Origin of the sequence: Pseudomonas sp. PDM24 (assembly GCF_019218905.1) — a bacterium.
Taxonomy (GTDB): domain Bacteria; phylum Pseudomonadota; class Gammaproteobacteria; order Pseudomonadales; family Pseudomonadaceae; genus Aquipseudomonas.
Genome location: NZ_JAHUWR010000003.1, coordinates 436,782 through 458,460 on the forward strand (window position 1 = coordinate 436,782; position 21,679 = coordinate 458,460).

The 21,679-nt window shown below is 59.4% G+C and carries 24 protein-coding genes; 16 read left to right on the top strand and 8 right to left on the bottom strand.

Annotation, left to right across the window (positions count from 1 at the left end):
- Positions 1–262 precede the first annotated feature (262 nt).
- A complete protein-coding gene (locus KW837_RS13610) occupies positions 263–1,282 on the top strand; it encodes a branched-chain amino acid aminotransferase (protein ID WP_218396408.1) in 1,020 nt (339 codons plus the stop codon).
- Between the two features lie 135 nt (positions 1,283–1,417).
- On the top strand, positions 1,418–1,759 hold the full coding sequence (locus tag KW837_RS13615; RefSeq protein WP_008071311.1) for a hypothetical protein: 342 nt from the start codon (positions 1,418–1,420) through the stop codon (positions 1,757–1,759).
- On the opposite strand, the gene KW837_RS13620 is transcribed toward KW837_RS13615, so the two are convergent.
- A complete protein-coding gene (locus tag KW837_RS13620) occupies positions 1,749–2,675 on the bottom strand; it encodes a LysR substrate-binding domain-containing protein (protein WP_218396410.1) in 927 nt (308 codons plus the stop codon). The two genes, KW837_RS13615 and KW837_RS13620, sit on opposite strands and share 11 nt — an antisense overlap.
- Before the next feature lie 104 nt (positions 2,676–2,779).
- Here KW837_RS13620 and KW837_RS13625 point away from each other — a divergent pair, with 104 nt between their 5' ends.
- The gene (locus tag KW837_RS13625) at positions 2,780–3,388 is read left to right on the top strand and encodes a LysE family translocator (RefSeq protein ID WP_123495256.1); all 609 of its coding nucleotides are present in this window, start codon (positions 2,780–2,782) and stop codon (positions 3,386–3,388) included.
- Here the strand turns inward: KW837_RS13625 and KW837_RS13630 are convergent.
- Positions 3,385–4,149, bottom strand: coding sequence for a helix-turn-helix transcriptional regulator (locus KW837_RS13630; protein ID WP_218396411.1), 765 nt, complete (start codon positions 4,147–4,149; stop codon positions 3,385–3,387). The two genes, KW837_RS13625 and KW837_RS13630, sit on opposite strands and share 4 nt — an antisense overlap.
- Before the next feature lie 81 nt (positions 4,150–4,230).
- On the opposite strand from KW837_RS13630, the gene KW837_RS13635 reads away from it, so the two are divergent.
- Positions 4,231–5,337, top strand: a complete 1,107-nt coding sequence (locus KW837_RS13635) for a cytochrome P450 (RefSeq protein ID WP_218396413.1) — start codon at positions 4,231–4,233, stop codon at positions 5,335–5,337.
- A gap of 8 nt (positions 5,338–5,345) precedes the next feature.
- Here the strand turns inward: KW837_RS13635 and dmeF are convergent, their stop codons facing one another.
- Entirely contained in the window at positions 5,346–6,275 is a 930-nt protein-coding gene (gene dmeF, locus KW837_RS13640; RefSeq protein WP_218396415.1) for a CDF family Co(II)/Ni(II) efflux transporter DmeF, read from the bottom strand.
- An 11-nt stretch (positions 6,276–6,286) separates the two neighbouring features.
- Positions 6,287–6,562, bottom strand: coding sequence for a metal/formaldehyde-sensitive transcriptional repressor (locus KW837_RS13645; protein WP_019648873.1), 276 nt, complete (start codon positions 6,560–6,562; stop codon positions 6,287–6,289).
- A 493-nt stretch (positions 6,563–7,055) separates the two neighbouring features.
- Here KW837_RS13645 and KW837_RS13650 point away from each other — a divergent pair, with 493 nt between their 5' ends.
- From KW837_RS13650 to KW837_RS13660, 3 genes are read left to right on the top strand one after another with little or no spacing between them, the layout of a single operon-like run.
- Complete coding sequence (locus KW837_RS13650) at positions 7,056–8,276, top strand: S-type pyocin domain-containing protein (RefSeq protein ID WP_218396417.1); 1,221 nt, start codon at positions 7,056–7,058, stop codon at positions 8,274–8,276.
- 15 nt (positions 8,277–8,291) lie between these two features.
- Entirely contained in the window at positions 8,292–8,531 is a 240-nt protein-coding gene (locus KW837_RS13655; RefSeq protein WP_218396419.1) for a pyocin S6 family toxin immunity protein, read from the top strand.
- Between the two features lie 52 nt (positions 8,532–8,583).
- Positions 8,584–8,892, top strand: a complete 309-nt coding sequence (locus KW837_RS13660) for a hypothetical protein (protein ID WP_218396421.1) — start codon at positions 8,584–8,586, stop codon at positions 8,890–8,892.
- Positions 8,893–9,147: 255 nt separating this feature from the next.
- On the opposite strand, the gene KW837_RS13665 is transcribed toward KW837_RS13660, so the two are convergent.
- Together KW837_RS13665 and KW837_RS13670 are read right to left on the bottom strand one after the other, a co-directional pair.
- Positions 9,148–9,486, bottom strand: coding sequence for an FKBP-type peptidyl-prolyl cis-trans isomerase (locus KW837_RS13665; RefSeq protein WP_218396423.1), 339 nt, complete (start codon positions 9,484–9,486; stop codon positions 9,148–9,150).
- Positions 9,487–9,582: 96 nt separating this feature from the next.
- Positions 9,583–10,047 (bottom strand): hypothetical protein, encoded by a 465-nt coding sequence (locus tag KW837_RS13670; protein WP_218396426.1) that lies wholly within the window; start codon positions 10,045–10,047, stop codon positions 9,583–9,585.
- A gap of 380 nt (positions 10,048–10,427) precedes the next feature.
- Here KW837_RS13670 and KW837_RS13675 point away from each other — a divergent pair, with 380 nt between their 5' ends.
- Both KW837_RS13675 and KW837_RS13680 read left to right on the top strand, forming a co-directional pair.
- The gene (locus KW837_RS13675) at positions 10,428–11,720 is read left to right on the top strand and encodes an MFS transporter (RefSeq protein WP_218396427.1); all 1,293 of its coding nucleotides are present in this window, start codon (positions 10,428–10,430) and stop codon (positions 11,718–11,720) included.
- 32 nt (positions 11,721–11,752) lie between these two features.
- Positions 11,753–12,529 carry a substrate-binding domain-containing protein gene (locus KW837_RS13680; protein WP_218396430.1) on the top strand — a complete coding sequence of 259 codons (777 nt, stop codon included), beginning with the start codon at positions 11,753–11,755 and terminating at the stop codon, positions 12,527–12,529.
- Here KW837_RS13680 and KW837_RS13685 read toward each other — a convergent pair.
- Positions 12,519–13,433 (bottom strand): LysR family transcriptional regulator, encoded by a 915-nt coding sequence (locus KW837_RS13685; protein WP_218396432.1) that lies wholly within the window; start codon positions 13,431–13,433, stop codon positions 12,519–12,521. The two genes, KW837_RS13680 and KW837_RS13685, sit on opposite strands and share 11 nt — an antisense overlap.
- Before the next feature lie 195 nt (positions 13,434–13,628).
- Here KW837_RS13685 and KW837_RS13690 point away from each other — a divergent pair, with 195 nt between their 5' ends.
- Together KW837_RS13690 and KW837_RS13695 are read left to right on the top strand one after the other, a co-directional pair.
- Entirely contained in the window at positions 13,629–15,437 is a 1,809-nt protein-coding gene (locus KW837_RS13690; protein WP_218396750.1) for a monovalent cation:proton antiporter-2 (CPA2) family protein, read from the top strand.
- A 135-nt stretch (positions 15,438–15,572) separates the two neighbouring features.
- Positions 15,573–16,679, top strand: a complete 1,107-nt coding sequence (locus KW837_RS13695; protein ID WP_218396434.1) for a DNA alkylation repair protein — start codon at positions 15,573–15,575, stop codon at positions 16,677–16,679.
- Here the strand turns inward: KW837_RS13695 and KW837_RS13700 are convergent.
- Positions 16,660–17,232 carry a cytochrome b gene (locus tag KW837_RS13700; protein WP_218396436.1) on the bottom strand — a complete coding sequence of 191 codons (573 nt, stop codon included), beginning with the start codon at positions 17,230–17,232 and terminating at the stop codon, positions 16,660–16,662. The two genes, KW837_RS13695 and KW837_RS13700, sit on opposite strands and share 20 nt — an antisense overlap.
- A gap of 187 nt (positions 17,233–17,419) precedes the next feature.
- On the opposite strand from KW837_RS13700, the gene KW837_RS13705 reads away from it, so the two are divergent.
- The 5 genes from KW837_RS13705 to KW837_RS13725 are packed head-to-tail and all read left to right on the top strand — an operon-like array spanning position 17,420 to position 21,676.
- A complete protein-coding gene (locus KW837_RS13705) occupies positions 17,420–18,097 on the top strand; it encodes a thermostable hemolysin (protein WP_218396438.1) in 678 nt (225 codons plus the stop codon).
- Positions 18,087–19,568, top strand: coding sequence for an AMP-binding protein (locus tag KW837_RS13710; RefSeq protein WP_218396440.1), 1,482 nt, complete (start codon positions 18,087–18,089; stop codon positions 19,566–19,568). Before KW837_RS13705 ends, KW837_RS13710 begins: the two co-directional genes overlap by 11 nt.
- Positions 19,565–20,239: a TenA family transcriptional regulator gene (locus KW837_RS13715; protein ID WP_218396442.1), complete on the top strand. Its 675-nt coding sequence runs from the start codon at positions 19,565–19,567 to the stop codon at positions 20,237–20,239. The genes KW837_RS13710 and KW837_RS13715 overlap by 4 nt, the downstream gene beginning before the upstream one ends.
- On the top strand, positions 20,226–21,035 hold the full coding sequence (locus tag KW837_RS13720) for an SDR family oxidoreductase (protein ID WP_218396443.1): 810 nt from the start codon (positions 20,226–20,228) through the stop codon (positions 21,033–21,035). Before KW837_RS13715 ends, KW837_RS13720 begins: the two co-directional genes overlap by 14 nt.
- Positions 21,032–21,676 carry a tetratricopeptide repeat protein gene (locus KW837_RS13725; RefSeq protein WP_218396445.1) on the top strand — a complete coding sequence of 215 codons (645 nt, stop codon included), beginning with the start codon at positions 21,032–21,034 and terminating at the stop codon, positions 21,674–21,676. The genes KW837_RS13720 and KW837_RS13725 overlap by 4 nt, the downstream gene beginning before the upstream one ends.
- Positions 21,677–21,679: the final 3 nt, after the last annotated feature.

Below are 21,679 nucleotides of genomic sequence, written 5' to 3' on the forward strand. Positions count from 1 at the left end.
ATTGATGGCGTAGGTGATGGCCTCTTCGCGAGCAAGCCCGCTCCCACATTGGATTTGTGGTGTTTGTAGGCGCTGTGGCAACCACAGATCGAATGTGGGAGCGGGCTTGCTCGCGAATTCTCAAGGTCGACACCATTTATATGCCAATCACCCGATAGTCCGGGCTGCGAAATGGGCCCGGAATGAAGTATTGTTGTCCCCATCCAGAAAAATGTCAGAAGCCTTGAACCGTTTCGGCGGTTGTTAAGTGATAGAGGGTGTCATGGGTAACGAAAGCATCAATTGGGACAAGCTGGGTTTTGACTACATCAAGACAGACAAGCGCTATCTGTCGCACTGGCGTAATGGCGAGTGGGACAAAGGCACCCTGACCGAAGACAACGTGCTGCACATCAGCGAAGGCTCCACTGCCCTTCACTATGGCCAGCAGTGCTTCGAAGGCCTGAAGGCCTACCGCTGCAAGGACGGTTCGATCAACCTGTTCCGCCCGGACCAGAACGCCGCACGCATGCAACGCAGCTGCGCGCGCCTGCTGATGCCGCACGTGTCCACCGAACAGTTTGTCGAAGCGTGCAAGGAAGTGGTACGCGCCAACGAGCGTTTCATCCCGCCTTACGGCACCGGCGGCGCGCTGTACCTGCGCCCGTTCGTGATCGGCGTGGGTGACAACATCGGTGTGCGTACCGCGCCCGAGTTCATCTTCTCTATCTTCTGCATCCCGGTCGGCGCTTACTTCAAGGGCGGTTTGACCCCGCACAACTTCCTGATCTCCAGCTACGACCGTGCCGCCCCACAAGGCACCGGTGCGGCCAAGGTCGGTGGCAACTACGCCGCCAGCCTGATGCCGGGTTCCCAGGCCAAGAAGGCGCACTTCGCCGACTGCATCTATCTGGACCCGCTGACCCACACCAAAATCGAGGAAGTCGGCTCGGCCAACTTCTTCGGGATCACCCACGACAACAAGTTCGTCACCCCTAATTCCCCTTCGGTGTTGCCGGGTATCACTCGTCTGTCGTTGATCGAGCTGGCCAAGACCCGTCTGGGCCTGGAAGTGATCGAAGGTGACGTGTTCATCGACAAGCTGTCCGACTTCAAGGAAGCCGGCGCTTGCGGTACTGCCGCAGTGATCACCCCGATCGGCGGTATCAGCTACAAAGACAAACTGCACGTGTTCCACAGCGAAACCGAAGTCGGCCCGATCACCCAGAAGCTCTACAAAGAGCTGACCGGTGTACAGACCGGCGACGTCGAAGCGCCAGCGGGCTGGATCGTCAAGGTTTGATTTGACGCAACTGTCCGTTTGAATAAAAAAGCCCGGCCATCCTATTGAAGGCCGGGCTTTTTTTCGTCCGCGAATCGTGGAAAAGGTCACTAGACTTGCCACGTCCAACAGCCATCAACGGGTGCCATCAAAACCATGGGAAAACTCTGGCGAAAGTATCTGGCCTTGCTGGACACCGACTTCACCACGCAAGTGTTCGACAACATCAAGAACCTGCTGGTGTGTGCGCTGATGTTTGCGGCGGGCACCAACGCGTTGCACAGCGATCAGTACTTGTTTATGGGGTTTCTCACCTCAAGCCTCGCCGGCTGGGGATTGATCCTGCTGTCAGCGGTGCTGATGCTGCTTAATGTCAGCGACGGCCTGCGTCGGCTGTCCAGGTTGCCGTATCACACGGCGTTTCAGATCATTCTGTTTCTGGTCTACCTGGTGCTGGCGGTGCGGGTGGTGGAGATTGTCTGGAATTTCAGGGCGTAGCGGTCACAGCACCAGGTGTTTGCCACTGCAGCTCATCTTGAGCAATGCGGGCAAACATCCACTCCACAAACACCCGTGTCTGCGCCGTCACGTCCGGTGCAACGCCGTAGTAGTAACGCGGCAATGGCAGACGCAACTCGGGCAATGGGCAGATCAGGCGTCCGCTCGAGAGGTGAGTGCCCAGCAATGAGGTTGGGCACAGGGCGATACCCTGTCCCTCCACGGCAGCCTGAAGCGCCAGGTGCATGTGATCAAACTGCCGGGTGACCTGAGTGGCTGACTGGCTTTGACCAAAGTGCATGGCCCAATTGTGCCAATCTTCGCGACGCGCCTTGACGGTCAGTAAGGTGTGCCGGCTCAGCGAAGTGAGGTCTTCAAGTGGCAGGCGCTCAATCAGCGATGGCGCCGCGACCAGTAATAGTTCGTCTTCGAAGAGCGGTCGCGCTTCAATCGCCGGTGCCCAGTCGTCACGGCCACGGCGAATGACGACATCGAACCCGTCGCGTGCCTGATCGGGTGCCTGGGTTTGAGTGATTACCTGCGGCTTGATGCCTGGGTGCTGCGCAACAAAATCCGCCAGCCTGGGCGTCAGCCAAAGCACGGCAAAGGACGGACGGACATTGATCTTCACGGTAGGCAGCGAGGCATGTTGCTTGAGCGCAGCGGCAGCGTTGGCGATCTGCGACAGCCCGGCGCTGACCTGCTCATAAAAGCGCTGGCCGGCCGGCGTCAGCACCGATTGACGGATGCGCCGCTCGAACAGCAGCACGCCCAAATATTCCTCAAGCAATTTGATGTGCCGGCTGACGGCACTGTGGCTGACATGCAGCTCTTCGGCCGCCAGCCTGAAGCTCTGATGACGAGCAGCAACGGCGAACGCGCGAACAGCATTAAGAGGTGGTAGTTGATTTTTCATGGGTCTAATTTAGTCACCTATGCGCTTTAATTAAAGCGTTTGTCACGCTCGTTTCGTCACGCCAATCTGCCAACACGCAGCCAGCGCCACCGACGGAGCAAGACATGAACAGCTACGGACTCTTTGTACTTTTCGCCACCCTGACCATTTTGAGCCCGGGGCCAGGCGTGGTCCTGACCCTGTCGAACGCGGTGCGACACGGTTGGACGGGGGCCGTGCCGGGCATTCTGGGGATCGCGTCGGGGGCGTTTGTCGTCGCCGCCATCAGCGCCACCAGTGTTGGCCTGATACTCAGCACCTCCGCGAACGCCTTCACGGCGTTGAAATACGCAGGGGCCGCCTATTTGTTGTACCTGGGCTACAAAAGCTGGCGCTCGGATCGTTTCAGTACGCTGCTTGAAACGCGCCCCTCAAGCCCTGGCTATCGCTTCCTTGAAGCGGCTTCGATGCAGCTGTTGAACCCCAAGGCGGTTTTTTTCTTTCTGGCGGTGTTCCCGCAATTCATCGACACCTCGGCGCACTTCTACACCCAGTTCATCAAACTGGTCGCTTCCTACGGTGTGCTGGTGATTCTGGTGCATGGCAGCTATGCCTTGCTCGCCAATGCCGCCAAAGGCTGGTTGTCGAGCCCGAAGGGTTCCTGGCTGGCGGCGAAAGTCTCGGGCGTGACCTTCGCCGGCTTTGGCGTGCTCATGGCCTCGTCCAGTCGCTAAGCCGCAGGGCTGGCGATCGCGCGGCGCCTGGTCTCGGTGGACGCAGGTTGTGCTGTCGCAGCCTGAACCGGCAGCTCAACGGCGAACCCGCTACTGAGTTCCTTACGCCCCAGCGCCGTCAACGCCAGAGCCCGACTGTCCAGGTCCTGCGTCACCCATTTGCGTTTGATCGCCGTTTGCAGCAACGCCGCACCCAAGGCACCGCCCAGGTGCGGCCGACGCATGCTCCAGTCCAGGCACGGGCAGGCGAAGCGGCGGCGCAAGGTGCCGAGGTCTTTGACGTCGATGCCCAATCCTTCGAATAACGCCTCACCGCTGTCGCTCAGTTGATAAACCTGCTCATCGATTTCCAGCAACCACCCCGCGTCGATCATCCGGTCATGCAGCAACACTGCCAGCGTGCCGGCCATGTGGTCGTAGCAGGTGCGGGCGAATTGCAGGCGATCCGGGGTGCGGGGGTTGAACGTCGGCGCGGCGTTCTGGCCGATCACCATCAGCGCTTCCAGCGCCTGGGCCACGCGCTTGTCCGCGAGACTGTAATAGCGGTGACGGCCTTGAACGTGCAAACGCACCAGCGCCAGTTCCTTGAGCTTGGCCAGGTGAGCACTGGCGGTCGAGGCACTGACTTCGGCAATCGTCGCCAGCTCGGTGCTGGTGCGGGCGTGGCCGTCCATCAGCGAACAGAGGATTTTCGTTCGGGCAGGTTCCGCGATGGCGGCAGCCACTTGCGAGACGCCGACGTCGTGTTGTTCTGCGTTCATATTTCGCTCCCGGACGAATCAAGGCCCTTTCGGACTGGAGATAGTAGCAACACTTTCCAACCACCGATAAGGCTGCGCCCCATGGACCCGATCATCGCTGCGACTCACGCCGATCCCTACCCTTACTACGCGCAACTGCGCGCCGAGGGTGGGCTGGTTTTTCATCAAGGACTGAAACTGTGGGTGGCCAGCAGCGCCCGAGCCGTTGCCGCCGTGCTGGCGCATCCGCACTGTCATGTGCGGCCATCTCATGAGCCGGTGCCCCAGGCGATTGCTCAAGGCATGGCCGGCAAGGTGTTCGGTCAGTTGATGCGGATGAATGAAGGCGAGCGGCAGCGTTGCCCGAGGGCGGCGATTGAGCCGGGGCTGGCGTTGATGGACGTGAATGAGGTCAATGCGTTGGTCGGCGCTCGATTGATTACCCCGGGCCCCGACGGGTTGTACGCAGCGATGTTTCGCGGGCCGGTCTGCGTGGTCGCGGCGTTGCTCGGCTTTTCTCCGGCTCAGGGCCGGGCCATCAGCGAGCTGACCGCAGACTTCGTCGCCTGCCTGTCGCCGCTCAGCGATCAGGCACAACTGGACACCGCCCATGTCGCGGCGGAACAGCTGAAGGGTTATTTCATCGAGCTTCTGGACGACCCGAGCAACCGAAGCGCCCTGCTCGCGGGTATCCGGCAGCGTTTCGCGGCGACATCAACCGACGCTGAAACCTTGATCGCCAACCTGATCGGCCTGTTCTCCCAGACCCATGAAGCCACTGCCGGGCTGATCGGTAATGCGCTATTGGCGTTGAGGCGAAACCCACAGTTGGATTCGGCTCAACTTGATGACCTGATCGCTGAAGTTCAGCGCTTCGACCCGTCAGTGCAAAACACCCGCCGCTTCATCGCCGCACCGTGTGAAATCGACGGCGTGAGCCTGAACACCGACGACGTTATCCTGGTGCTGCTGGCCTCGGCCAATCGCGATCCGCAGCTTAATGATGATCCCGACGTGTTTTTGCTCGATCGCCCGAACCGTCGCGGTTTCACTTTCGGCGCGGGCCGTCATCAATGTCCGGGACAGGTGTTGGCCTTAAGCATTGCCCGTGCGACGCTGGCTGAGATCCTGGCGATGCAACCTGCTTTGGACCGGTTGACCTGGCACTACCGTCCTTCCCTTAACGGGCGCATTCCACTCTTTGCCTGAATGACACTTCAAGCGTGGCGATGCTCGACCGTCAGGTGAGACAACTCATGAACCGGTGCCAGACGTTCGCGAATGGCGTCGGCATTGACACCTGCCACGGCCACGACGCTGACTATCGCCGCCCGCGCCTGAGGGCCAACCTGCCAGACGTGAAGGTCACTGATGCGAACATCGCCCGTCGACTCGAGTAGCACACGAATTTCGGCGGCGACGTGCTCATCAGTGGTATCCAGCAACACTGCGGCGCTGTCACGCATCAAGCCATAAGCCCATCTCGCGATCACGATAGCGCCGACGATCCCCATCACCGGGTCCAGCCAGACCCAGCCCAGGTAGCGCCCGGCCAACAATGCCACGATGGCCAGCACCGAGGTCAACGCATCGGCCAGTACATGCAAATACGCCGAATGCAGGTTGTTGTCGTGATGATGAGCGTGGGCATGACTGTGATCGTGATGATCATGGCCGTGATGCCCATGATTGCCCGACAACAGAAACGCACTGACGATGTTCACCCCCAGCCCCACCACCGCAATCACCGTCGCCTCGGTGAAAGCCACAGTGGTCGGTTGAAACAGTCGCACGATGGATTCGCCAGCGATGCCGATCGACACCAGGCCCAGCACTATGGCTGAAGCAAAACCCGCCAAGTCCCCGACCTTACCGGTACCAAAACTGAAGCGCGAATTGTTGGCATGTCGTCGAGCAAAGCCGTAGGCCGCCGCCGCAATGCCCAAGGCCCCGGCGTGGGTCGCCATATGAAAGCCGTCCGCCAGCAACGCCATGGAACCGGTGATGTAACCGGCGGCAATTTCGCCAATCATCATCACAAACGTCAGCGCCACCACCCACAACGTGCGGCGGGCGTTGTCATCGTGGGCGGCCCCTAGAAACAGGTGGTCGTGGGTAAAGCGCGAAGCCTGAGGTTTCAGTGTCATGGTTCGGGCCTCTATTTCGAGTAACGGCGGATGGCTTGCAACAAGTCCTCAACGCCTTCGGCGCGTGCTTCATCGCTGAGCCCGGGACGCGCCACATGTTCACGGGCGTGGGCGTCGATGAACTGGTCCATCAGACCATTGACCGCACCGCGGATCGCCGCGACCAGATGTAGGGTTTTGGCGCACTCGGCGTCGGATTCCAGCGCCCGCTCCACCGCCTGAACCTGGCCGGCAATACGCCGGACGCGGTTGAGCAGGTCGTCTTTGTGTTCGTGGATGTGCGACATACGTATACCCCCTACCCCTATTTAGGCGGGCATGGTTACCGATATGGTCGGGGTTGGCAAGTCAGGTTGACCGCGTCATGGCTCATCGCGAGCAGGCTCGCTCCCACATTTGATCGCTGCCGGACACAGCATTTGTGTTCGACACAAATCCCCTGTGGGAGCAGCTTGCCCGGGTAGAAACCGGGGACATCCTTTACAGGTGTGGGAACGATCATAAAACCGCGCCGATCCCAATGTAGGAGCTGCCGCAGGCTGCGATCTTTTGGGGCCGCCAACGCTTATCTGACTGGCATCAAGGCAAGCCCCCCACCACAAAAACCAAAAAACCCGCCATCTCTGTAAGAAGAAATGGCGGGGTCTGTCGTTTCAGCTCACTCGCATCGAGCGAGCCCATTTGTAACAACAGGCGGAGTTTCAGACCCGTCCTACAGCCACAAAATACGATTCTGAGGTAGCGTCCGCATCGTTTTCAAAGGATGAAACAAGGACGCTCATGGCTCGAAAAACAGATATACCTCGGGTTCAAAACCCACCGTCAGGCGACGGGCACCACATCACCAGCCGCTACATGACCGCCACTGAACTGGCAGAGCGCGACGCCAGACAAGAATCCTATGACGACATGTTGGCCCGACAGCAGGCATATGAAGACCGTTTTGTCAGGCAGCCTCAACAGCTGGGTCACCCCAGCTCCATGGGTAGCGTGTTCGCCAAAAGCTGCAACCTCCCCGACGGCGTAATCAACCACGACAGCCCAGCCGGGTTTGTCCCTGTCGAGAAACTGACCGAGTACGGAAAATTCTCCCTGCTGGGTGGCCGCGAAAGGGATGCAGCGGGAAACATCCCTCTCAAAAAAATCAGTGGCAGCGCATTACCTGCTGCACTGGGAACGCTTCTTCTGGGCGGAGTTGGTACTGCTGGAACCGGGATGGGTGCTGCTGGCGCAGGCATAGTGACGGCTGGTGTTGCTGCTGGCGCCTTGGCCGGAATGGTTGCATTGCTGTGGCCGTCGAGCTTGGGCGACAGCTCCCTGTACACAGAAGAACAGCTCAAATCACTCAAGGAAGGCCGAACACGGGTTCGACTGCATGTCGAGCAACAAGCTGATGGCACCTTGAAGGGTTATGGGTACAACACCCAAAAGCGCCGTGACTGGGAAATGATTCCTGTAGTCCGGTTCAAGAGTCAGGGTTCTCAGCAGGTGGCTGACTTTGGAGATGGGATAACCCTGATATGGACGCCAGCTGTTGACCCATCCAGCACCTCAGGGATTCCCCCGCTAGAGACGGCACCACAAGCGCCTCAGATCTGGATTTATCCGCCTACCGAACAGGCAGACAACATCATCGTCAACCCGATCTACCCGCCTGAGTACAAGGACTTCATTCTTGTTTTCCCGGCTGATTCCGGTGTGCAGCCGTTGTATGTTGTGGTTTCAAGATCTGCTGGCGGCGGTGATATAAAGTACCATCGGCCGCCGTTGGCATTGCCTGCATTTCCAGATGCCCTTCCTGTTAAATCAAAAAGCAGTGTTCAGGGCGGGGGGAGTAAGCGCAGCCGGTGGAAAGACCGAAAGGGGCGAATATATGAATGGGACAGTAAGACAGGCGCAATAGAGAAGTATGACAGTCAAGGTAAGCATCTTGGCGAGTTCAACCACGAAACTGGTGAACAGATAGACCCCGCAAAACCCGGTAGAACTACCCCAAAATAAATTAAGAGGCTATTTATGTTTTTATGGATTAGTGGGTTTTTAAAAGGTGATGACGAAGATGATTCCTTAAAATACGACCTTACAGTTCGACCTGAGTTTGAAGTCGCGGTAATGGGTGTTCTTGGGTGGAAAAGTCTTGATGAAAGCGCGGATGGAGAGTGGTTACTAACCGGCGAGCAAATCCAACAAATTGCTATAGCTCTCAATGAGCAGTTACCGACCGAACTGGATCTCTTCATAGGGGTGCGGGAGTAGGTACAACTGAGGTGGGAGTTAGAAAGTGAGCCCTCTCTACCAAGATCCATCAATGAGCCACGAGGAAGCGACGAGGCTTCTAGCTAGCGGCGTAGAAACTAGCGTTGCCACCGCACTGGTTTCTATCGGGCTGAATGAGCAAGACAGGATTTGGGCTCAGAACACCTGCCTGAAATACCTCGAGAGTGAATCCGAATCGGTTGCAGCAGCAGCTATCATCGCGCTCGGTCACATAGCCCGCAGACAGGGTTATCTGGATTTGGGTGCTGTACTCCCCGCTCTTGAAAAGGTGAAGGAAAAATTCCCCTCACTGCAAGGGACTGTGGCGGACACCCTTGATGATATTGAGGTATTCACCTGACTCACCATTTAGCAAAAGAACACTTTTCCCGCGAGCCGAACACTGTGGCGAGGGGGCTTGCCCCCGTTCGGGTGCGCAGCAGCCGCAAAACTGGCGAGCGGAGATTTACCTGATGCACCGCATGCACAGGTTTTGGGGTCGCTGCGCAACCCAACGGGGGCAAGCCCCCTCACCACAACAAGCCCCCTCGCCATAGCAAAAACCCGCTGTCTCCTCACAGAGACAGCGGGTTTTGTCATTCAGCCCACACGCCAATCAATCATCCCGCGTCAGCACTTCCAGCAATTCAATCTCGAAAATCAGATTCGAATTCGGCGTAATCGCCCCCATCGACCGCTCGCCATAGGCCAGGTGCACCGGCACCAGCAGCTTGCGCTTACCGCCGACCTGCATGCCCATGATTCCCTGGTCCCAGCCCTTGATCACCCGCCCCGTGCCAATCACGCACTGGAAAGGTTTGCCCCGGCTGTAGGAGGAATCGAATTCGGTACCGTCTTCCAGCCAACCTCGATATTGGGTGGTGATCAGCGCGCCTTTGACGGCGGCTTTGCCGTCGCCCACTTCAAGGTCGATTACCTGCAATTCATCATTCATGACATTCACTCTATCTGTGCGCATGCCCGAACGGGCTTGATGGGCGCCGTTTTCCCAGAAACGTGGGCTATTGGCAAGCCGGGTCGACTAACCCGTTCACTCCTTGCGGTGGCCAAAAGGAATGCCGTTAAAGGTGTGCGTGCAACAAGAGCAGTAAGGGGTCATGTACTCAGCCGTCAGTTCAGGATTGACAATCTGCAAACAGCCTTGATCATCGACATACAAACCGCTGAAATAGCTCGACTCCCCCAGCCGCACCTGCTCCTGCCTGTCCTTTTCATGCAGGGCAACCATCCAGAACACAGGCTCAGGTCGATCCAGGCGAGCCACCGCCTCGCTGAAAACCTCATCCCATTGCCGACCGACGCGGGACAGCAGGAACCGGAACAATGGTGTGTAATCGAACCCGTGCCGACGAGTTCCATGCATCGAACCGCGTGACGACTCATTGTGGATTTCGGCTTTGGTATGGCGCTGATACCGGTACTCACCCGAGTATTCATTCAACCGAACTCCCCAGGTACGAGTGTTGATCTTGCGGTAGAGGGGTTTCTTTTCCAACACGTAGCTCCTGACATCCAGTCACTCAAACACCCTATGCGTTTTACTCGAACGGTGGACAATATCAATCCGTCCGCCGTGGCTGATTGTTTCAGACGGCTTGAAGTGGCACTGATATCGCGGACCTGGCGATGTATGAGGCCAAGCGCAGTGGGAATAATCAGTATCGGTTGGGGAACATCAGCCCAATACGCGCTCACAGCGAATAGCCTTGGGTAAACGCCGAGTCTCTGGGACGGCAACATTGATCCGCTTCATGCATCAATACATGCCAACTATGCAATTAACATATCGATGTCCCTGCCCCACTATCCACCCCAATAAGAACCGTGCACCGCGTCCAGGCAGTGCACGTCATAAAAGCGGTGGAGTACACGTCAATGACAGCATCAATCCATTCCGGTCGCTCCCGGACCAGTGCGATTTTCCGGGTAACCTCGGGCAACTTCCTCGAACAATTCGATTTCTTCCTTTTCGGCTTCTATGCCACGCAGATCGCTGCCGTGTTTTTCCCGGCCAGCAGCGAGTTCGCGTCCCTGATGATGACGTTTGCGGTGTTCGGCGCCGGCTTCCTGATGCGTCCGTTGGGCGCCGTGATACTGGGCGCCTACATCGATGATGTGGGGCGCCGCAAGGGGCTGATCGTCACCCTGTCGATCATGGCCAGCGGTACGATTCTGATTGTGCTGGTGCCCGGATACGAAACCATCGGGCTGTTCGCCCCGGCCATCGTGCTGATCGGCCGATTGTTGCAAGGCTTCTCGGCCGGTGCGGAACTGGGCGGTGTATCGGTGTACCTCGCGGAGATCGCCACTCCCGGCAACAAAGGTTTCTTCACCAGTTGGCAATCAGCGAGCCAGCAAGTGGCGATCATCATCGCGGCGGCTTTGGGCTATGGCCTGAACCAATGGATGGCGCCGACGATGATTGCCGATTGGGGCTGGCGGATTCCGTTTTTCGTCGGTTGCATGATCGTGCCGTTCATCTTCTTCCTGCGCCGCAACCTGGAAGAAACCGAAGAGTTCGCCGCCCGCAAACATCGGCCAGGCATGGGCGATGTGTTCCGTACCCTGGCGCAGAACTGGGGCATCGTGTTCGCCGGAATGATGATGGTCGCCCTGACCACGACCGCGTTCTACCTGATCACCGTGTACGCGCCGACCTTCGGCAAAACCGTGCTGCACCTGAGTACCTCCGATGCGCTGCTGGTGACCTTGTTGGTGGGCGTTTCGAATTTTTTCTGGCTGCCGATTGGCGGCGCGATTTCGGATCGCATCGGTCGTCGCCCGGTACTGATCGCCATGGCGTTGCTGACGTTAGCCACAGCCTACCCAGCGCTGACCTATCTGGTGCAAGCACCGAGTTTTATCAACATGCTGTTGGTGCTGCTGTGGCTGTCGTTCATTTATGGCTTGTACAACGGCGCGATGATCGCCGCGCTGACGGAAATCATGCCGGTCGAGGTTCGGGTCGCAGGTTTCTCTCTGGCTTATAGCCTGGCGACGGCGGTGTTCGGCGGTTTCACACCAGCCATATCGACCTTCCTGATCCAGTACACCGGCGATAAGGCTGCGCCCGGTTACTGGATGAGTTTCGCCGCGCTCTGTGCGCTGTGCGCGACGCTGTTCCTCTATCGCCGTGCCTCTGGCCGCCTGCAACCGGCTGTGTCGTGAACCACCCAACCTCTAACTGCGAGAGCTATTTGATGAAAAGGTTTTTCAACTTCACCGCCCTGGCCCTGGTGGCCAGTCTCGGTCTGAGTGCGATCGCCCAGGCCGAAGAAATTCGTGTGATGACGTCCGGTGGCTTCACAGCAGCCTACAAAATCCTCGGCCCGAAATTCGCCGAGTCTACCGGCAACACCCTCGACACCGCCCTTGGGCCATCCATGGGAAAAGCCCCGGAGGCGATTCCCAATCGTCTGGCCCGTGGTGAAAAAGCCGACGTGGTCATCATGGTCGGCTATGCCCTCGACGACCTGATCAAGCAAGGCAAAATCGATCCCGCTTCACGGGTCGAACTGGCGGATTCGCGGATCGGCATGGTGGTGCGTGAAGGTGCGCCGAAGCCGGACATCAGCTCGGTGGAAGGCCTGAAAAAAACCCTGCTCGACGCCAAGTCAGTCGCCTACTCCGACAGTGCCAGCGGCGTGTATATCGAGGATCAACTGTTCAAGCGTCTGGGCATCGAAAACCAGCTCAAACCCAAATCGAAGATGATCCCGAAAATCCCGGTGGGCTCGGTGGTTGCCACCGGCGATTATCAACTGGGCTTCCAGCAGGTCAGCGAATTGCTACCAGCGCCTGGGGTGAGTTTTGTGGCGAAAATTCCGGAATCGGTGCAATCGGTCACCCGTTTCGCCGCCGGTATTCCGGTCGATGCGCAACACCCGGCCGAAGCCAAGGCGCTGCTTGAGTACCTGGCCTCCACCGCAGCCCAGCCGGACGTAAAAGCTACGGGGCTGGACTCAGTCAGCCACTGACCGAAGGTTGCTGGATTTTCATTTCCACCACCAGCCGCTCTAACGCCAATGCCGCCGGGGTTAACGTACGGCCCCGGCGCTTGATCAAACCAATACTGCGCATCACCTGTGGATCGGTCAGCGGTACCCTCGTCAGGATCGGGTGATCCGCCGCCGGCATCGCCATCAACGGCACCGCAGCCACACCCAACCCAGCCTCCACCAGACCGATCATGGTCGTCACATGACGGGTTTCGCAGATGCTCGGCCGTTGCGGCACCACGCCAGTCAGCGCTTGATCCAGCAAAAAGCGATTACCCGAAGTCTTATCCAGTGAGATGTAATCCTGCTGATAAAACTCATCCCACGTCACGCTGCTGCGTCCCGCCAGGGGGTGATCTCGTCTGCACGCCACCACATAACCTTCTTGCACCAATGGCTCGAAATCGACTTCGGCCTCCAGGGTGCCCATGAAGCTCAGGCCGAAGTCCGCTTCACCGTTGACCACGGCGCTCAATACCTCGTGAGCGCTGGAATCGACCACCTTGACCTTGATCCGCGGAAATTGCCGGTGGTAGTGGGCGATCACGCGCGGCATGAAGTAGTACGCCGCCGACGGCACACAGGCGACGGTGACATGCCCGAGCCGGGTCGAGGCGACTTCGCTGATGCCCAGTAGCGCCACGTCCAGGTCATCCAGCAGGCGCTCGACGCTGGGCATGAAGCCACGCCCGGCCTGAGTCAGGCTGACCCGACGAGTAGTGCGCTCGAACAATTTCACGCCCAGAGCGTCTTCGAGCTTTTCGATCCGCCGGCTGAGGGCTGGTTGGGAGATGCGTACGGTGTCCGCGGCCTTGCGAAAGCTGCCCTGCTCCACCACAGCGCGAAAGGCTTGCAGATCGTTAAGGTCGAAGTTGATGGCCATGGTACGCACTCGGGAACGAACAGATTGATCAGCTTATCCTATGAATGTCACTAATTGATGCTAAATGTAACGACATCTTGGGTGCTTTCTCGCGATACCGGTGTGTCGGCCCAAACGTTTTCGTTCATGGCTGACGCATCCGGCTCCAGCCTTTATCCTTATCGCCCCCGCCGTATCGAGTTTTTGGAGTTTCACATGCCCCACGAAGGCAACCTGTTACAAGCCGCTGTCGTCTTTTTGTTCGCGGCAGTGCTCACCGTCCCCTTGGCCAAGCGCCTGCAATTGGGGGCGGTGTTGGGTTATCTGTTTGCCGGGGTGATCATCGGGCCGTCGGTGCTGGGCTTGATCGGCAACCCGCAAAGCGTCAGCCACATCTCTGAACTCGGGGTGGTGTTGTTGCTGTTCATCATCGGCCTTGAGCTGTCGCCGCGACGCTTGTGGGTGATGCGCAAATCGGTGTTCGGCGTGGGCCTGGCGCAGGTGTTGCTGACCGGTTCGGTGATTGGTGTGCTGGCGTTGTTCGTGTTCGGCCAATCCCTGAACAGCGCCATCGTGTTGGGCCTGGGCCTGGCGTTGTCGTCTACTGCATTTGGTTTGCAAAGCCTGGCCGAGCGCAAGGAACTGACCAGCCCTCACGGGCGGTTGGCGTTCGCGATTTTGCTGTTTCAGGACATCGCCGCGATCCCGCTGATTGCGATGGTGCCACTGCTGGCCGGGGGCGATCACACCAGCAGTGCCGCCGAAGATTTGAACCATGGCTTGCGGGTGCTGGGCAGTATCGCGGTGGTGGTGATTGGCGGACGGTACTTGCTGCGCCCGGTGTTTCGGGTGGTGGCCAAAACCGGTCTGCCGGAGGTGTCCACCGCCACCGCGTTGCTGGTGGTGATTGGTACAGCGTGGTTGATGGACCTGGTCGGCGTGTCCATGGCACTCGGCGCGTTCCTCGCCGGTTTGCTGCTGGCGGATTCCGAATACCGTCACGAGCTGGAAGCGCAGATCGAACCGTTCAAGGGACTGCTGCTGGGGCTGTTTTTTATCAGCGTCGGCATGGGCGCCAATTTGAGTCTGCTGCTGAGCGCGCCAGTCGTGGTGCTGGGGCTGACCCTGTTGCTGATCGCCATCAAGTTGCCGCTGCTGTTTGTTGTCGGTCGACTGGCCGGAGGTTTGGGCAAGGTCAGTGCGATTCGCCTCGGCATCGTGCTGGCGGCCGGTGGTGAGTTCGCATTTGTGGTGTTCAAGATCGGCCGTGATCAGGGGCTGTTCGAGCCACGCCTGTACGATTTGCTGGTGCTGACGATTACCTTGTCCATGGCCGTGACGCCGCTGTTGTTGCTGTTGTGCGCCCGACTGGTCAGCCCCAAGGTTCAACCCGTGGTGGTGCCGGAAAAATTCCGTGAAATCGACGCCGACACGCCCCGCGTGGTGATCGCCGGCATGGGCCGTATGGGGCAGATCGTGGCGCGGATTCTGCGGGCGCAGAACATCAAGTTCATCGCCCTCGACACATCGGTGGAAACCATCGAGTTGTCCCGCAGCTTCGGCGGCGTGCCGGTGTTCTACGGCGACCCGATGCGCCCGGAAATCCTCAGCGCGGCCAAGGTCGAGCAAGCGGAGTTTTTCGTGATCGCCACCGATGATCCCGACACCAACATCAAGACAGCCGAGGTGGTGCACAAGCTTTATCCGCACATCAAAATCATCGCCCGCGCCCGTAACCGTCAGCATGTGCACCGGTTGGTGGATGTCGGAGCGCAGGCGGTGCGGGAAACCTATTACTCCAGCCTGGAAATGACCCGGCGGACCTTGGTCGGACTGGGTCTGACACAGGCCCAGGCGGATGCGCGGATCAAGCGCTTTACCCATCACGATGAACAGGTGCTGGAAGCCCAGCATGCGGTGTATGACGATGCGGCCAAAGTGATGCAGACCGCCCAGGAAGCGCGGGCGGAATTGGCAAAACTGTTTGAGTCGGATCAGTTGGAAGAGGAAGCGGGTAAGGTTTGATCCAGATCATTCCCACGCTCCGCGTGGGAATGCCGCCATGGACGCTCTGCGTCCGCTCTTGAAATGTGACGCAGAGCGTCACGGAATGCATTCCCACGCAGAGCGTGGGAACGATCACCTGGCAAGGAATCCACGATGGCAGACCAGACCTCCCCCGCCCTGAAGGAAATCTTCAACGCCGAACGCCTCGCGCACATCGCCACCGAGATGACTGCGGTCTACCCCGGCTTCGATGCCAAGGCTTTCCTGAAACTGGCCAAAACCGGTCTGGCGGAATTGTCAGTTATGCAACGCATGGCCCGCGTCAGCGAATGCCTGCACGCGGTATTGCCACTCGGTTATGAAGAATCCCTCGACGTCCTGCGCGCCCTCGCCCCGCGCCTCAATAGCGCCTTCGTCAGTATGTTTTTGCCGCACTACGTCGCGACCTACGGCGCTCACACGTTCGATCTGTCGATGAATGCACTCAAATATTTCACTTCCTTCGGCTCCTCGGAGTTTGCCATCCGGCATTTTTTGCGCAGTGATATCGAACGCTCGTTGGCGCTGATGCACGTCTGGTCGCTGGATGAAAACGAACACGTCCGGCGCCTGGCGAGCGAAGGTAGCCGACCGCGTCTGCCATGGTCGTTCCGCCTGGAACAGGTCCAGGCCGACCCGACACTGGCGGCTGCGATCCTCGACAACCTCAAGGCCGACGACAGCCTCTACGTGCGCAAATCCGTGGCCAACCACCTCAACGACATCACCAAGGATCATCCCGAGTGGGTGCTGGCGCTGATCGAGGGCTGGTCGCTGGACAACAAACACACGGCGTGGATCGCCAGACACGCTCTGCGCAGTTTGATCAAACAGGGTAACAAGCGAGCGCTGGCAATCATTGGCGCAAGCGGCAAGCCCGAGGTTGAAATCATTGACGTGAAGGTTGAGCCGGCGGTGATACGTCTGGGTGAGAAAATCACCCTGTCTTTCAGAGTGAAGTCCACGGTCCCGGACAGTCAGCGATTGGTGATCGATTACGCTATCGATTATGTCAAAGCCAACGGCAGCACCTCGGCAAAGGTGTTCAAACTTAAAGCCCTCACGCTGTCCGACAATGCCAGCGAAGCCATTAGCCGCAGTCAGCACATCAAGGAACTGACCACCCGCCGGCACTATGCCGGCCAGCACGCGGTGCACATTCTGGTAAATGGCGAACGCTTGGCCAGCACCCAATTCCGAATTATCGCTGACGCTCATTGACACCCACACCAGAGCCCCCCGGCAGCATGCGCGTGAGCGTGTTGTCGCGGACCCAGTAGTGATGAAACAACCCCGCCGCTGCGTGCAAACCAATCAACCAATAGCCGGTGCTGCCGAGCCATTCATGCCAATGCTTGAGTTGCTTGGCCAGATCGGGATCAACCGCAATCGGCGCCGGCAAGAAAAAGCCGAAATACGGCATCGGCTTGCCCCCGGCGGCCAGCATCAACCAGGCCAATAGCGGCGTAGCGATCATCAGTCCATACAGCGCCAGGTGCATGAGGTGCGAGATGCCCGTCTGCCAGGTGGGCAGGGCCGGGGTAATCGGTGGCCGGGGCGTGAGGCGCCCGAGCAGGCGAATCCAGACCAGCACAAAAATGCTCACCCCGAATATGCCGTGCAGCCCCAGAAACAGGCCCTTCAGGGCGTGTCCACGGGGCAACAATCCTTTGATCTCGATGCAACCATAAACGCCGACGAACAGCGCCAGCATCAGCCAGTGCAAGGTGATCGAGAGTTTTCCATACCGGTGTACTGCTGAATCTCGGGTCATACGGGGCCTCGTGAAGATCGGTGGCGGCTGCCGACTCATTTCGTACAGCCTGGATCCGGTTTCGTCGAACCGACCGGCGCCACCCTGCCCGTCCAGTCTTAAGACAATCTGAAGGGCCACCTTCAGACTCCGTTAAGAATTGCCTTTGATACTCCTCCCAAACTTACTCAGGGAGGCGTTCTTGCCCATGCCCGATTTCGACTGGAACATCCCTCTGCCCCTGCACTTCGGCCAAGCCGAAACCCCGCAGATGAGTCTGGCCAGAGCTTTGCCGGACGATCCCCAGCGTCCGGTTTTCGAAGCCTTTATCCAGCAGCGTTTTCGAAAGGCCCATGGCGCCGACATCCGCCAATTCATGCCGCAGCTGTTCGGCATGAGCGATGTGTCAGGCACGCTTTGTGCGGTGGCTGGCGTACGACTGGCCGGTGCCGAACCCTTGTTTCTGGAACGTTATCTGGACGAGGCGATTGATCCGCTGATCAGCGACGCTGCCGGTCAACCCGTGGACCGGGCCGGCATCGTCGAGGTCGGTAACCTCGCCGCCAGCGATACCGGCAGTGCGCGCCTGAGCATCATCGCCATTACCTACCTGTTGGCCATGGGCGGGCTGGAATGGGTGGCGTTCACCGGCAACATCGGGCTGGTGAACAGTTTTCATCGCCTGGGCTTGAAGCCGGTGACGCTCTGCGCCGCCGATCCTGCGCGGCTGGGCGATGACCGTCACCTCTGGGGCAGTTATTACGAGAGTCAGCCATGGGTGCATGTCGGCAACATCCGCGCCGGTTTCATCCATTTGCGCAATATCGGTCTGTTCAATCGCCTGGGGTTGCCGACGTCCCTGGAGGAGTCCAGCCATGTCGCCTGAAATGGAGCGGTTCAAGCAGACCCTGCGCAGTCATGCCGAGCGCAAGACCAACGCCATCGCCTTGTGGGGCGATCAGTTGAAACTGGACTACGCCACGCTGTACGCCGAGGTCATGTATCGCCAACAGCGTCTGCGCGATGAGCACGTCAAAGTGGTCGCGCTGGCCCTGGACAATGGCACCGAAGCGATGCTCTGGGACCTGGCCGTCCTGTTCGAAGGCCTGACCTGTCTGACGTTGCCGCCCTTCTTCAGCCCGGCACAACGCAGTCATTGCCTGGAACAGAGCCAGGCGACACTGGTGATTGCCGAACCGGAACTGGAAGCCGAACTGCAGGCGGCCGGCTACGAGAAGACCGGCGAATTCTGGCGTCGCCCCTTCAGCGGCCCGAACCTGATACCCGAAGGCACCGCCAAACTGACCTTTACCTCAGGCACCACCGGCACGCCCAAAGGCGTGTGCCTGAGCGCCGAGAGCCTTTTGCGGGTGGCCCGTGAACTGGATCAGGCCAGCAAACCCACCGATCCACGGCATCACCTGGCGCTGCTGCCCCTGGCGATTCTGCTGGAAAACCTCGGCTGTTACGCCGCGCTGTATGCCGGCGCGACCTTGAGCGTACCGAGCCAGAAAACCCTGGGCATTCAAGGTGCCAGCGGTGTCGATGTGCCGCGGCTGTTGGGTTGTCTGGCCGCCCGAAAACCGGAAAGTCTGATCCTGGTGCCGCAGTTGCTGCTGATGCTGGTCAGCGCCGCCGAGCAAAAAGCATTCAACCCCCAATCGTTGCGTTTTGCCGCGGTCGGTGGAGCACGGGTTTCCGAAGAGTTACTGCATCGCGCCCAGCGCATCGGTATTCCGGTCTACGAGGGTTACGGGTTGTCGGAATGCTCGTCGGTGGTGTGCCTCAATCGCCCGGGCGCGCGCCGCCCTGGTAGCGTTGGCCGGCCCCTGCCCCATGTCGAGATTCGCCTGGCCGATGATGGTGAAGTGCTGGTCAAGGGCTCGACCCTGCTCGGCTACTTGGGGCAAGCACCCTTGCGCGATGATTGGTGGCCGACCGGCGATCTCGGCGAGTTCGACCCGGAAGGTTTTCTCTACCTCAACGGGCGCAAGAAGCATCAGTTCGTCACCAGTTTCGGCCGCAACGTCAATCCGGAATGGGTCGAGGCCGAACTCACTCAGCGTCGCCACATCGCTCAGGCGTTCGTCCTCGGCGAAGCGATGCCGAGCAACCACGCCCTGCTCTGGCCCCATCGGCCTGACTGCACCGATGAAGAGCTGGCCGCCGCCGTGGCCCAGGCCAACGAGGCCTTGCCCGATTACGCCCAGGTTCATCACTGGACCCGTCTCGATCAACCATTCACCGCCGCCAATGGCTTGCTGACCGCCAATGGCCGACCGCGCCGCGACGCCATCGTCGAGCGTTACCGGGCGCAGCTCACTGACTTCATTTTTTCCGAGGATTCCGCATCATGAGTTTTTTCGACACCCTGCAAGAAGCCACCCAGCAGGAACGCCACGAGTTGTTCAACCTGCCGATCATCCGCGATGCCCTTGAGGGTAAGGTCAGCCTGGAGAGCTACCGCGCCTTCCTCGCCCAGGCCTACTACCACGTGCGCCATACCGTGCCGTTGATGATGGCGTGCGGCGCACGTCTGCCGCAGCGGCTGGAATGGCTACGCAAAGCGGTGTGCGAGTACATCGACGAGGAGTACGGCCACGAACAGTGGGTACTCGACGACATCGCGGCCTGTGGCGGTGATAAAGAGGCGGTGCGTGACGGTCGTCCATCGCTGCCGATCGAGTTGATGGTCAGCTTCCTCTACGACCTGATTGCCCGGGACAACCCGGTGGGCCTGTTCGGCATGGTCAACGTGCTGGAAGGCACCAGCATTGCCCTAGCCACCCACGCGGCCGGCAGCATCCGCGAGCGCCTGGCGCTGCCGGAAACCGCCTTCAGCTACCTGAGTTCCCACGGTTCGCTGGATATCGAACACATGCAGACCTACCGCCGGCTGATGAACACACTCCAAGACCCGGCGGATCAAGCCGCGGTGATTCATGCCTCGAAGGTCGTTTACACGCTCTATACCGACATGTTCCGCGGCCTGCCCCACGATGGGGAGAACCTGCATGCAGCTGCATGAAGCCCGTGTGGTTTTGACCGGAGCCAGCGGCGGTATCGGCCTGGCCATCGCCAGCGCCCTGTGTGCCAGTGGCGCGCGGGTATTGGCCGTGTCCCGGCACCGGGAGGCGCTGGAGCCCTTGCTCGAACGCTACCCGCTGCACCTGTGTTGGGTCGGCGCTGACCTGACCGTCCCCGGCGACCGACAAAAAGTGCTGGCTGCGGGCGAAGCCATCGGTGGCATCAACCTGCTGGTCAACGCCGCCGGGGTCAACCACTTCGCCATGCTCGAACAGCTCGATGACAGCGAGATCAATGCGATGCTGGCGGTGAACATCAGTGCGCCGATCTGCCTGACCAAGCTTTTGCTGCCGCTGCTCAAGCAAGCCGAGAGCGCCATGGTGGTGAACGTCGGCTCGACCTACGGCTCCATCGGCTACCCCGGTTACGCCAGCTATTGCGCCACCAAGTTTGCCCTGCGCGGGTTCTCCGAAGCCCTGCGCCGGGAGCTGGCCGACACCCGGATCAGCGTGCTTTACGTTGCCCCTCGGGCGACCCACACCAGCATGAACAGCCCGGCGGCCCAGGCGCTGAACGATGCGCTCAAAGCCAATGTCGACGATCCGCAAACTGTCGCTTCGGCGGTCATCCACGCGATTGCCGGTGACCGGCGCGATTTGTACCTGGGCTGGCCTGAACGCTTTTTCGTTCGCCTGAACAGTCTGTTGCCGCATCTGGTGGACCGTGGCTTGCGCAAGCAGTTGCCGTTGATCCGTCGCCTCAGTCAGAAGCCCGATAACGAGAGTCTCAAACCATGAAAAAAATCGTCACTTGCCTGCTGTTCGGGGTGTTGAGCCAAAGCGTCTGGGCGCTGGACGCCGCCGATCAGCAGCGCCTCAATGGCATTCAGCAAAGCTGGGCGCACATTCAATACGAATTGCCCGCCGAACAGCGCACCGTGGCCTTCGAAAAACTCGCGACCCAAGCCTCGGCGTTTACCCAGGAACGCCAATCCCTGGCCGAAGCGTGGATCTGGTCCGGCATTGTCACCAGCAGTTGGGCCGGAGCCCAGGGTGGCCTCGGCGCCTTGAGCAAGGTCAAGGCCGCCAAAGTTGACCTGGAAAAAGCCCTCGCTATTGATCCCAAGGCCTTGCAAGGCTCGGCCTATACCAGCCTTGCCGCGCTGTATGATCGTGTGCCCGGTTGGCCCCTCGGTTTCGGCGATGCCGACAAGGCCGAACAACTGTTAAAGCAGGCCTTGCAGCTGAATCCCGCCGGCATCGACAGTCTGTACTTCTGGGGCGATCACCTTTACCGTCAAAAGCGCTATGGTGAAGCCAGGGACGCACTGCAAAAAGCCCTGCAAGCGGCCCCCCGCCCAGGCCGGGAAAGCGCCGATGCCGGGCGCCGCAAAGAGATCGAAGCGTTACTGGTGGACGTGAACAAAAAACTCAACTGACAG

What these genes read in the sequence shown, in the direction of transcription:
- KW837_RS13665 (WP_218396423.1), bottom strand. Translation starts at nt 9,486, where the DNA reads ATGAATGATGAATTGCAGGTAATCGACCTTGAAGTGGGCGACGGCAAA.
- KW837_RS13720 (WP_218396443.1), top strand. Translation starts at nt 20,226, where the DNA reads ATGCAGCTGCATGAAGCCCGTGTGGTTTTGACCGGAGCCAGCGGCGGT.
- KW837_RS13660 (WP_218396421.1), top strand. Translation starts at nt 8,584, where the DNA reads ATGAGCCACGAGGAAGCGACGAGGCTTCTAGCTAGCGGCGTAGAAACT.
- KW837_RS13705 (WP_218396438.1), top strand. Translation starts at nt 17,420, where the DNA reads ATGCCCGATTTCGACTGGAACATCCCTCTGCCCCTGCACTTCGGCCAA.
- dmeF (WP_218396415.1), bottom strand. Translation starts at nt 6,275, where the DNA reads ATGACACTGAAACCTCAGGCTTCGCGCTTTACCCACGACCACCTGTTT.
- KW837_RS13725 (WP_218396445.1), top strand. Translation starts at nt 21,032, where the DNA reads ATGAAAAAAATCGTCACTTGCCTGCTGTTCGGGGTGTTGAGCCAAAGC.
- KW837_RS13710 (WP_218396440.1), top strand. Translation starts at nt 18,087, where the DNA reads ATGTCGCCTGAAATGGAGCGGTTCAAGCAGACCCTGCGCAGTCATGCC.
- KW837_RS13635 (WP_218396413.1), top strand. Translation starts at nt 4,231, where the DNA reads ATGGACCCGATCATCGCTGCGACTCACGCCGATCCCTACCCTTACTAC.
- KW837_RS13650 (WP_218396417.1), top strand. Translation starts at nt 7,056, where the DNA reads ATGGCTCGAAAAACAGATATACCTCGGGTTCAAAACCCACCGTCAGGC.
- KW837_RS13695 (WP_218396434.1), top strand. Translation starts at nt 15,573, where the DNA reads ATGGCAGACCAGACCTCCCCCGCCCTGAAGGAAATCTTCAACGCCGAA.
- KW837_RS13645 (WP_019648873.1), bottom strand. Translation starts at nt 6,562, where the DNA reads ATGTCGCACATCCACGAACACAAAGACGACCTGCTCAACCGCGTCCGG.
- KW837_RS13700 (WP_218396436.1), bottom strand. Translation starts at nt 17,232, where the DNA reads ATGACCCGAGATTCAGCAGTACACCGGTATGGAAAACTCTCGATCACC.
- KW837_RS13690 (WP_218396750.1), top strand. Translation starts at nt 13,629, where the DNA reads ATGCCCCACGAAGGCAACCTGTTACAAGCCGCTGTCGTCTTTTTGTTC.
- KW837_RS13630 (WP_218396411.1), bottom strand. Translation starts at nt 4,149, where the DNA reads ATGAACGCAGAACAACACGACGTCGGCGTCTCGCAAGTGGCTGCCGCC.
- KW837_RS13685 (WP_218396432.1), bottom strand. Translation starts at nt 13,433, where the DNA reads ATGGCCATCAACTTCGACCTTAACGATCTGCAAGCCTTTCGCGCTGTG.
- KW837_RS13610 (WP_218396408.1), top strand. Translation starts at nt 263, where the DNA reads ATGGGTAACGAAAGCATCAATTGGGACAAGCTGGGTTTTGACTACATC.
- KW837_RS13625 (WP_123495256.1), top strand. Translation starts at nt 2,780, where the DNA reads ATGAACAGCTACGGACTCTTTGTACTTTTCGCCACCCTGACCATTTTG.
- KW837_RS13655 (WP_218396419.1), top strand. Translation starts at nt 8,292, where the DNA reads ATGTTTTTATGGATTAGTGGGTTTTTAAAAGGTGATGACGAAGATGAT.
- KW837_RS13620 (WP_218396410.1), bottom strand. Translation starts at nt 2,675, where the DNA reads ATGAAAAATCAACTACCACCTCTTAATGCTGTTCGCGCGTTCGCCGTT.
- KW837_RS13680 (WP_218396430.1), top strand. Translation starts at nt 11,753, where the DNA reads ATGAAAAGGTTTTTCAACTTCACCGCCCTGGCCCTGGTGGCCAGTCTC.
- KW837_RS13615 (WP_008071311.1), top strand. Translation starts at nt 1,418, where the DNA reads ATGGGAAAACTCTGGCGAAAGTATCTGGCCTTGCTGGACACCGACTTC.
- KW837_RS13675 (WP_218396427.1), top strand. Translation starts at nt 10,428, where the DNA reads ATGACAGCATCAATCCATTCCGGTCGCTCCCGGACCAGTGCGATTTTC.
- KW837_RS13715 (WP_218396442.1), top strand. Translation starts at nt 19,565, where the DNA reads ATGAGTTTTTTCGACACCCTGCAAGAAGCCACCCAGCAGGAACGCCAC.